Source organism: Paucilactobacillus oligofermentans DSM 15707 = LMG 22743 (assembly GCF_001434315.1).
GTDB lineage: Bacteria > Bacillota > Bacilli > Lactobacillales > Lactobacillaceae > Paucilactobacillus > Paucilactobacillus oligofermentans.
Genome location: NZ_AZFE01000032.1, coordinates 395,524 through 404,739, shown reverse-complemented (window position 1 = coordinate 404,739; position 9,216 = coordinate 395,524). Strand labels below are relative to the sequence as shown.

14 protein-coding genes are annotated in these 9,216 nt (G+C 37.7%); all 14 read left to right on the top strand.

Annotated elements, in window-relative coordinates:
* The first annotated feature begins 84 nt into the window (after positions 1-84).
* The 14 genes from FC70_RS09060 to FC70_RS09000 all read left to right on the top strand — a co-directional run bounded on the left by FC70_RS09060 (position 85) and on the right by FC70_RS09000 (position 9,158).
* Positions 85-489 (top strand): hypothetical protein, encoded by a 405-nt coding sequence (locus FC70_RS09060; protein ID WP_057890674.1) that lies wholly within the window; start codon positions 85-87, stop codon positions 487-489.
* Positions 486-779, top strand: coding sequence for a hypothetical protein (locus FC70_RS09055; RefSeq protein ID WP_057890673.1), 294 nt, complete (start codon positions 486-488; stop codon positions 777-779). The genes FC70_RS09060 and FC70_RS09055 overlap by 4 nt, the downstream gene beginning before the upstream one ends.
* Positions 776-970, top strand: a complete 195-nt coding sequence (locus FC70_RS09050; protein ID WP_057890672.1) for a hypothetical protein — start codon at positions 776-778, stop codon at positions 968-970. Before FC70_RS09055 ends, FC70_RS09050 begins: the two co-directional genes overlap by 4 nt.
* 35 nt (positions 971-1,005) lie before the next feature.
* A complete protein-coding gene (locus tag FC70_RS09045) occupies positions 1,006-1,245 on the top strand; it encodes a hypothetical protein (protein WP_057890671.1) in 240 nt (79 codons plus the stop codon).
* Positions 1,242-1,460 (top strand): hypothetical protein, encoded by a 219-nt coding sequence (locus tag FC70_RS09040; RefSeq protein WP_057890670.1) that lies wholly within the window; start codon positions 1,242-1,244, stop codon positions 1,458-1,460. The genes FC70_RS09045 and FC70_RS09040 overlap by 4 nt, the downstream gene beginning before the upstream one ends.
* Complete coding sequence (locus tag FC70_RS09300) at positions 1,460-1,633, top strand: hypothetical protein (RefSeq protein WP_157045257.1); 174 nt, start codon at positions 1,460-1,462, stop codon at positions 1,631-1,633. The genes FC70_RS09040 and FC70_RS09300 overlap by 1 nt, the downstream gene beginning before the upstream one ends.
* 58 nt (positions 1,634-1,691) lie before the next feature.
* Entirely contained in the window at positions 1,692-2,522 is an 831-nt protein-coding gene (locus FC70_RS09035; RefSeq protein WP_057890669.1) for a hypothetical protein, read from the top strand.
* A gap of 7 nt (positions 2,523-2,529) precedes the next feature.
* Positions 2,530-3,006, top strand: coding sequence for an HNH endonuclease (locus FC70_RS09030; protein ID WP_172457053.1), 477 nt, complete (start codon positions 2,530-2,532; stop codon positions 3,004-3,006).
* Between the two features lie 160 nt (positions 3,007-3,166).
* The gene (locus FC70_RS09025; protein ID WP_057890667.1) at positions 3,167-3,694 is read left to right on the top strand and encodes a phage terminase small subunit P27 family; all 528 of its coding nucleotides are present in this window, start codon (positions 3,167-3,169) and stop codon (positions 3,692-3,694) included.
* Complete coding sequence (locus tag FC70_RS09020; RefSeq protein ID WP_083478695.1) at positions 3,694-5,607, top strand: terminase TerL endonuclease subunit; 1,914 nt, start codon at positions 3,694-3,696, stop codon at positions 5,605-5,607. Before FC70_RS09025 ends, FC70_RS09020 begins: the two co-directional genes overlap by 1 nt.
* Before the next feature lie 72 nt (positions 5,608-5,679).
* Positions 5,680-5,874: a hypothetical protein gene (locus FC70_RS09015; protein ID WP_057890666.1), complete on the top strand. Its 195-nt coding sequence runs from the start codon at positions 5,680-5,682 to the stop codon at positions 5,872-5,874.
* Positions 5,874-6,974, top strand: a complete 1,101-nt coding sequence (locus tag FC70_RS09010) for a phage portal protein (RefSeq protein WP_057890665.1) — start codon at positions 5,874-5,876, stop codon at positions 6,972-6,974. Before FC70_RS09015 ends, FC70_RS09010 begins: the two co-directional genes overlap by 1 nt.
* The gene (locus tag FC70_RS09195; RefSeq protein WP_162253455.1) at positions 6,967-8,865 is read left to right on the top strand and encodes a phage major capsid protein; all 1,899 of its coding nucleotides are present in this window, start codon (positions 6,967-6,969) and stop codon (positions 8,863-8,865) included. The genes FC70_RS09010 and FC70_RS09195 overlap by 8 nt, the downstream gene beginning before the upstream one ends.
* Positions 8,865-9,158 carry an Ig-like domain-containing protein gene (locus tag FC70_RS09000; RefSeq protein ID WP_197713249.1) on the top strand — a complete coding sequence of 98 codons (294 nt, stop codon included), beginning with the start codon at positions 8,865-8,867 and terminating at the stop codon, positions 9,156-9,158. The genes FC70_RS09195 and FC70_RS09000 overlap by 1 nt, the downstream gene beginning before the upstream one ends.
* Positions 9,159-9,216 lie beyond the last annotated feature (58 nt).

The following is a 9,216-nucleotide window of genomic DNA, read 5'->3' as shown; positions in this document are numbered from 1 at the left end:
GGCATAGGACAAAAAAGTCTCTATTTAAATTGTCTATTTTATTGACAGGGGACCAAACATCTCAAAGCAAAGGATGTTGTCAACATGGTTATTGAGTCAGCAGATATTGACTTTAAGGATGAAGCTGACATAGAGACAAAGGAACCTAAGTATCATTATTACGAAGGCTTAGATGGACATTGGAAGAAGGAAGAAGTTGAACAGACTGCTTTAGATATCGAAGGTGTTCCGACTTATGACAAGATTTCTCAAACAATTACTTCTAATGTTGTTGACGATTTCTTGATCACTCAACAATATGATTATCCAGAAGACTTTGAAGTTAAACGAGCCTTGTATTTGATTAGTGAAGGATATGAATACGACGACGTAGCGAGTCAATTACAAACTACTACTGGATTAATGGTTAGCGAGTTAAACAAAGCACGTCAATACTTTGCACCATATGCTGCCGCTTGGAAAAAACTGAAAGATGAGGCAAGCAAATGACAAAGCAAATTCAAAAGAAAGTAAATGTTGCAAGTAATGCGGTTCACACGCATTCACAGGCAAATGAATGGGCTGAAAAAGTTCAGCCTAAGCATAGACGTAGACCTTTAACATTTGGAGACATGTATCTACGTGCAGTTTGCATATTGGGTACATTAATTAGTTTGTACTTGGTTTATTTTTTCTACACGTTTAATTGGTTCACATTAATGGGATTAATGATGGCAGCAGTTATTGCCTTCACGTACATGTTTAAAACAACCATGAGGATATCAGGTGAAAACAAATGACATATTTTGCAGTGTGTTTAAAAGACAATAAAAAAATCTGGCACTCACATCCATATATGACAATCAGAGGAGCACAGAACGCTGCTGATAAATTCAATGAGCAAATTGACTCTGATCAGATTGAGTATAAAGTGATGAATTTAGATGAGTTACCAAAAGATTCAATCTATATTCCAAGCCGAGAATTATAAATGAGCCTTTACTTCACAAAATAAGGAGAATCCAAATGCTGAAAGAATATCGTAAAACTGCAACTATTAATGCAGAAAAATTTGGTACCACGCTTAAGCAAATTGAAAAATATAGTCTGATTTATGTGTCAAGTGAGAATTTTTATTGGATTGAAACAAAGACTGGCATGGCAAAACTTAAAGCGGGAGATTGGATTGCCACTGGAGTAGATGGTGAGCATTGGCCAATTAGTAATGAAGTGTTTCAACAAACTTATATGGAGGTATCAAAATGAAACCAACAGAACAAGTCATTCAAGAACTGCGACAGGAAGTTGAAGAATTAGATTCAAAGGAAATGAAGATTGATAGATTCTTGAATGAACATATTCAAGATATTGATTACTCACAAGCAACTGGATTTGATGTTCAGTTAGATGGAATTAAGTTAGAAAGAATTGGGTTGAAACTTCGTATTAAAAACTTGCAGTCTAAATTGGAGGACATTTAATGATTACGTTAACTGGATATGAATTGATTCAAGAAGCTTGGGTTGATTGGCAAGAGTTTGCAGATGATTACGTTACTTTCGATAAATACTTTCCAGAAATGAAAAATATTCGTAAAGACAAATCATACACATGCACTGATCAACTATCGGATATCGAGGAAGTGAAAGAGTAGTGTTAATTGCTCTGATTATTATCTTCGCAATTGATTTAATACTGGAGGAGTTTATGTGATGTGGCTGGATAGTCAAATTGAATTAGTATTACAAAGTCGGAGCTTTAAGACTAACGTTCACCATCTTGCTAACGAGACTGGTATGGACGATTACGAAGCACAAACGGAATTAAGTTCAGAGATACTTAATAAACGTTTTTCAGGTTTAAATCCATTAGATGTTATTAAAGGGTTAGAAGATAATGATCCTTACTTCACGTTCAAAGTTACGTATGCACGTAAGGATATTGAGCAAAGATTATATAAAGATATTAATCGACAAAAGGATACCATTAACAAACTTCAAGATACTGTCAATCGGCAGTATCTTTTCGAGGTTGATAATGGATTTAGCAAAGACGATATCGAACGAGTAATTGATCTATTACCAGACCTTTACAAGAATACGAAAACACAATTGTTTGTTGCCACGTGCTTAAGATATGGTAAGGCAGAAACAATGATTAGGCTTCAGTTAACACCCAAGCAGTTTCATCAGAAGTTAAGGAACGCTGAACGTTATAGCAATCGACATCGCGAGAAGTTTAATCTGGTTGCTGTTAGCAATGAAGAGATTGCACTAATGGATGAACAGGTGTGTTTGATTGCGTTAATTAGTTGCTTAGAGAGTTGTGATTATACGGATGATAAGTTCCAGTCATTGCTTGATTATCTGGCTGATATGTCAGGAGAATTGATTGGACAGCTACCAGGTATTAAACATCAAGCAGCAGTCCTGGAACATTGGACCAACGCTGATGTTAATGACAAATACACACTTGTCAACGGTATCTATGAAAGGTTAGATGATATCGGGCGAACAAGCGTTCGGGGTAATGCATATGCCTAGAGTTCACATGTGTCAGCAAGCTTTGTGTCATGCCATCATACCGTTCGAACAACGATACTGTGATAAGCATGTTGAACTACATAAGCCATTCCAATCAGTTACTAAAAAGGACAAACAACAGACCGACAAATATTACAATCGCTTTGAACGCGACCAAGAAGCAAATGCATTTTATCATTCATCAAGCTGGGTCAAGGTTTCGAACTATGTTAAGAACAGAGATTATTATTCCGATGCGATTACTGGCGCGGTTATTCCAGATGGTGAATTAATTGTGGATCATATTGTTCCAAGACGGTACCTATCAAGGGATGAGGCACTGGACACTGACAACCTTTGGTGCTTAAGCCGTGCACACCACAACATCAAGACCAAATTAGAACAGTCAATCGAGTCAAAGCCTAACGGTATCAACAAATTGAAGCACATGAAGCAGTCTTGGTGGCAGAAAGCTATCGAAGAACGCATCAAAAAGAATGAATAAAAATATTTTTGACTAGAAACGTTGATGTAAAAGCTTTTTACCCCGCCCCCGGTACCTTGTCCAAAGGAGCGAACGCAGAACAAATAAAGTTCATGAGCGTTGCAGTTTTAAAATGTTTTTAATAGGGGGTACCCACTTAATAATCGAAAGGAGGATGGGGATGGCTGGTCGAAAACCAAAATTAACCAATGATTCATCTGACCGAAAAGAACAACGAGATCGAACCGAACAGTTGATTGAGAAAACAACTGAAATGAAACAACTTCAAAAGACCCCACCTCGTCATTTGAATTCGTATGCTAGGGCATTGTGGATTAACTTGTTGCCTTTGCTGAGAGAGACAAAATATATTAAACAAGCGGATGCCAAAACTGTCGAAATGTTGTGCATGAACTATCAAGTTATGCGCGAGGCGTATGAAGATATTAAAGAAAACGGAATTACCAAAGAAGTTTATCGAACTGTTGTTAATCCAGTAACTGGGGATGTGATAACAAGAGAATTTTCAGGTTTTAAACGTAACCCAGCCACTCAAATTTTGGACACGACCACTGCAAAGATTAAAAGTCTATCGGAATCACTTGGATTAACTCCGGCAAGTCGCGCGCAAATTATGAACATCGTTCCTGAAGAAGATGATGGAGACGTGAGCATGGGAGAATTATTGAGCAAAGGAACTGACTTTTAATGATGGATAGAATTGATTTAACTGACAAAGGAATGACAGTTGATAAGGCGTATCGTGATCAACGTGAAAAAGGGTGTTACGAATTTGTATTGGAAAAATACAAAGATCCAGCGACTGTTTACTCATGGATGGTTTTAGAAAATCGCATTATTGCTAGTGTGATGACTAAACTTGATTGCTTTAGGCACCTGCAAGATTTGAGAAGAATCACAGAAGATGATGAATTCAAATACACGTATGATTTAAATAAATGCCGTGCCATTTTAAATTTCGCTGCATTATGTCCCGACGTGAGCACTGGTAAGCCGTTACCTCTAATGCTTTGGCAGCAATCTATTTTGTGTAAAGTTCAAGGATGGAGACAACCTAGTGGTGAGAAACGATATACTCGCTTTATCATGAGTGTTGCTCGTACAAATGGTAAAACCTATGTCACTAATATTTTGATGGTGTACGCATATCTAGTTGAAACGGACGGAAAGTACAATCAAGATTTGGGATATATTGCCCCGGTTACTGCTCAAAGTAAAAAAGGGTACGGTTATTTACAAACGACTTTCAATTCGTTGTCTGAAATTAATGCATTCAAAAAAGAGTTTAAGAAAAAAGATATTAGACCACTAGATGACGTGGTTAAAAGTCCGAAAAATCAAAATAAACTCATGCGACTATCACATGAGTCTGGGAAATTAGATTCATTTCACTTTTTATTTTTAGTTTCGGATGAAGCTGGCGACGATAAAAGTATTGCAAAAATAAAAGAAAATAATGGCAAAGTCACTTCTGGACAAATCCAAACTGACAATCATCAGTTCGGGCAAATATCAACCGCCTATCCAGATTCAAATAGTTATTTATATCAAGATGAACGGTTGCTTGAAGAAACGATGCAACGTGATTACGAACGATTATTAGATGATTATCTTTGCATGGTTTGGGAACAAGATGATTTGAAAGAAACAAACAATCCATCAACTTGGATTAAATCAAATCCAATGCTAGGGCTAAACGAAAAGAAACGTAAAGCGATGCTGACTAGTCTGACATCAGAACGTGATACGTTTATGGCTCAAGGTAAATTACCAGAGTTTCAAAATAAGAACTTGAATATGTGGTTGCAAGTTAAGCAAAATACTTACTTGGAATTAGACGACATTACTAAGTCGGGTATTGATGATTGTCCATTTGATATTAAAGGTCGGAAAGTGTACATCGGTTTTGATAAATCTAATTTCAGTGATGATACAGCATTGGTTTTTATGTTTCCTTACACAAATAGTAAGGGTAAAAATAAAATGCATATCATTCAACATTCGTGGATTCCGTTAGCTCGTTCCCAAAATAATATTGTGATTAAGGAACGACAAGATAATGTGAACTATCGTGAATCTGAAGAACGTGGATTTGCGACAATTGCTAAGAATGATTATGGATTTATTGATGATGATGCAATTTTTCACTGGTTAATGGACTATGTAACCGATAATGAACTGAAAGTGCTATTTTTTAATTACGATGCTTGGAATACAAGCACGTTTGTTATGCAAATTGACCAGTTAACTGATTGGCCAACACAGCCGGTTAGGCAAGGAACAAAATCTTTGAATGAACCAACCACAGATTTTCGGAAGCAATTAATGCTTGGCAATATCACTTACGACAGAAAAGACACGTTGATCCAATACAGCCTGAAAAATGCCATTTTGTTGGTGGATAACAATGGTGTCAAAGTTGACAAAGACAAGGCGACTACCAAAATTGATATTGTGGATGCAATCATTGATGCACATTTTATGGGGATGTACCACTTTTCAGATGTAAATCCTAATTACGATGACAAAGATAAGTCTCCTTTTGCGGGGATGAGTAACGAAGAAATAAACGATCACTTTAAAAATAATTTTTCGTTCTAAAAACTACGCCTACTTTACGTTAAAGATGTAAAGCGGGTGTTTTTTATGCCCTAAAACGGAAGGAGGGGTTTCATGAGAACGAAAGTAGCAATTTTAGGTAGAACTTTTATCGCAAACATCAGTGTGTTGTTGGTATTAGCGGCTGCTATTATTTTCATTTACGCAGGCTTTGCGATTGGAAATCTTGTCGGCTTGATTGTTCTTGGAGTTGTGCTGTTACTTCTAGCATATTTGCTTAGTCCTTCCGATTCTGGGGGTGGTAACTAATGGCATTTAATCCATTTGCTAAATTCCAAACACGAAGTCAGACACTTCCTAGTTCAAGTGTCTCTCCAATTTCGTTTGTGAACGGCAGATTGGTTCCGCAGTCGATGGTTGATATTAATTATTTACACAATTCTGATGTGTGGGCGGTTATTTATCGAATTGCTTCTGATGTGGCTGCATGTGATTTTGTGGGACCCGCACCAATCAAGGATGTGTTGAACAGACCTAATAATTTAATTAACGGCTTTAGTTTTTGGCAGACGGTCGTTACTCAATTACTTTTGTCGGGAAATTCATATGTAACGATTGAACATAACGGTTCATTACCAAGCAGATTGGAATTTGTACCACCATCACAGATGTTAATTACTTTGGAAGACAACTCAGCTGATATGACCTACACAGTCACATATGACGACGAGAGACCGCAAAGAGATTTCAACAGTAAAGATGTGATGCACTTTCGAATCATGGCTCACGGTGCAAATGGTCAACAATACATTGGTCATAGCCCGTTAGAAGCATTAGCGAAAGAAATTGGAATTCAAGATTATTCCAAAAACCTCACATTAGACACTTTGAAAAATGCGATTAATCCTAATATAACTTTGACAGTTCCTGAAGGTACTCTCGATGGAGAAGCAAAAGAAAATATCAGAACCGAATTTGAAAAAGTTAATGGTAAAGGTAATAACGGCCGTGCGATTGTGTTAGACCAAGGTTTAAAAATTGACACAATACAAATTAATGCTGACGTTGCTAAATTTCTGAACAACAATGATTTTTCAAAAACTCAAATCAGTTCAGCGTTTTTGGTACCAGCGGAATATTTGAACGGTGAGGGCGACCAACAAAGTAACTTAGACCAAACCGTGAGTTTATACGCTAACTCGTTGCAGACTTATTTGAAGTCAGTTTCGAGCGAAGTGTCAATGAAATTAAATGCACAGATTAAATTAGATCCCGTCAATGCAATTGACGTTGATCATCAGAAGTTGATTGATAATCTTGCTAAATTGTCGACTGGTAAAATGCCGGTCATGCAACCATATGAAGTTATGGAGATTCTGAAACGAAATGGGGTGTTTGGGCTTGAATAGCGCATTAGATATTAGAAGTTTTCCAAGTTCAGATATCTGTATCAGAGATGGCACCGATGTGGGGATGAAAGTTCAAGGTTATGCCTTGAAGTTCAACAAGCCCAGTAAGCCAATGCCGTTTATTGAATACATCAGTCCACACGCTTTTGATAACACTGATTTATCGCAAGTGTTGCTCGTGTATGGCCATGAATTCAACAATATTCTATCTCGTGTCGATTCTGCTACTTTAAAAATCACGATTGACGACACAGGTTTGTTTTTTGAAGCAACATTACCACCAACCCAATTAGGCAGAGATACATACGAAAATATTAACTTTGGAAATATTAAGGGATGTTCTTTTGCTGTCAAGATTGGTCAAGATTCATGGGATGTCAAAAATGGTCAAACAATCCATTACATTGAGACAGTCGAACTGCTTAATGAATTAACGTTGACACCATTACCGGCATACTCCGAAACGAGTGTGAACATTAAACGTTCACTAGAAAATTTTATGAAAGGTCGTGAAGACTTGCCAGACAATCAACAACAAAATCCAATTGATGAATTTAAATCATTGTTAACTGGATTTTTAGCAAAAATGAATGAACATGACGATTCTTCATCTGTCGATGGAATTGATGATGGCTCCCCAGCCTCATCAGCAGAACCTAATTCTGATGGAGAGATTCAACGTTCAGCTTCAAGTGCTGCATCCTCAACAGCTGAAGCTGATTCAAGTGCAACAAGTACCGAACCTGGTTCAGCATCGTCTGCATCAAGTTCAACCGAACCCGCCAGTTCCGCAAAACCGGCTTCATCTAGCACGGCTCCCCAAAGTCATGCTGACGAACCATCAAGTTCGGCCGAACCAGCTAGTTCAAGTTCAGCCCCAGAACCACCAAAAAATAAAGATGACGGTAAGGCAAAGCCTGCCGATAAAGGAGTGAAACCAATGTCAAAAGTATTAACACCAGGTGGAGAACCAGATCAAAAAGAAAAAAACAAAGTGATCCAACGTTCATTTGAAAGCTTCTTGAAAGCTGGTCAAATTACTCGTGAAGATCCAACGGTTGCCGCAGTTACTGGTGGAATTACATTAAAAGATGGTTCAGTAATTATTCCTGAAACAATTCTTCCAGTTGAACATGAAACGTATCAATATCCACGCCTTGCTGGATTAGTACGAACTGTTTCGGTTACAACAACTACTGGTAAATTACCAATCTTCATGAATTCTACCGAAACATTAGCTGAACATGTGGAATTCGGGAAAACTGATCCATCTAAATTCCCTGAAGTTAAACCTGTTAATTGGGATTTAAAAACTCGTACAGGAAACTATGTGTATTCACGAGACTTAATTGAAGATTCTGAATACAATTGGCAATCTGATTTGGCTGGTCGATTACAAGAATTACGTGATAACACCGATGATTCACTTATCATGATTGCGTTGACTACTGGTATCACACCAACCAAAGCTACCGATTTGCTTTCAAGTATCAAAACGGCATTGAATGTAACTTTAAAACCAGTTGATGCCCAAAAAGCTCAAATTATTTTGAGTCAAACTGCTTACGATTATCTTGATCAGTTAAAAGATGGATTTGGTCGTCCATTAATTCAACCAGATGTGACTAAAGCAGCTGGTCAAACAATTCTTGGTAAAACTGTCGTGGTTGTTGAAGATACATTATATCCAGGTGCTAAAGCCGGAGACATTAATGTAACCATTGCACCACTTCAAAAAGCCGTAATTCGATTTAAAAAATCAGAAATTACTGGTCAATTCCAAGATAGTTACGACATTTGGTATCAAATTTTAGGTATCTATCTTCGTGAAGACGTGGTTCAAGCTCGTAAGGACTTGATTGTTAATTTGACTGCCGCCCCAAAAGCCTAGTGTCTGGTGAGAACCCGGACGTTAAAGCTACTGGTTTGATTCCAAATCAAAAGTCGGCAACGATTAAGATTGGTGAAAACAAACCAATAACACTAACCACTGATCCAGTCGATGCATCTGATTCAGCAGCAGTTCTTGCAGCAGTTGGTTGGACTTCGAATGACCCAGCAATCGCTACCGTTGATGAAAATGGTGTTATCACTGCTGTTGCAGCAGGTACTACTAAAGTTGTCGCTACGAGCGGTAGCTTAACAGTATCAATCGATGTAACAGTTCCAGCAGCAACCGAGTAATTAAATTACGTTGCTTATGAAATACACAGTTCGGTTTAGCCGGGCGGCGTTTAAGGGG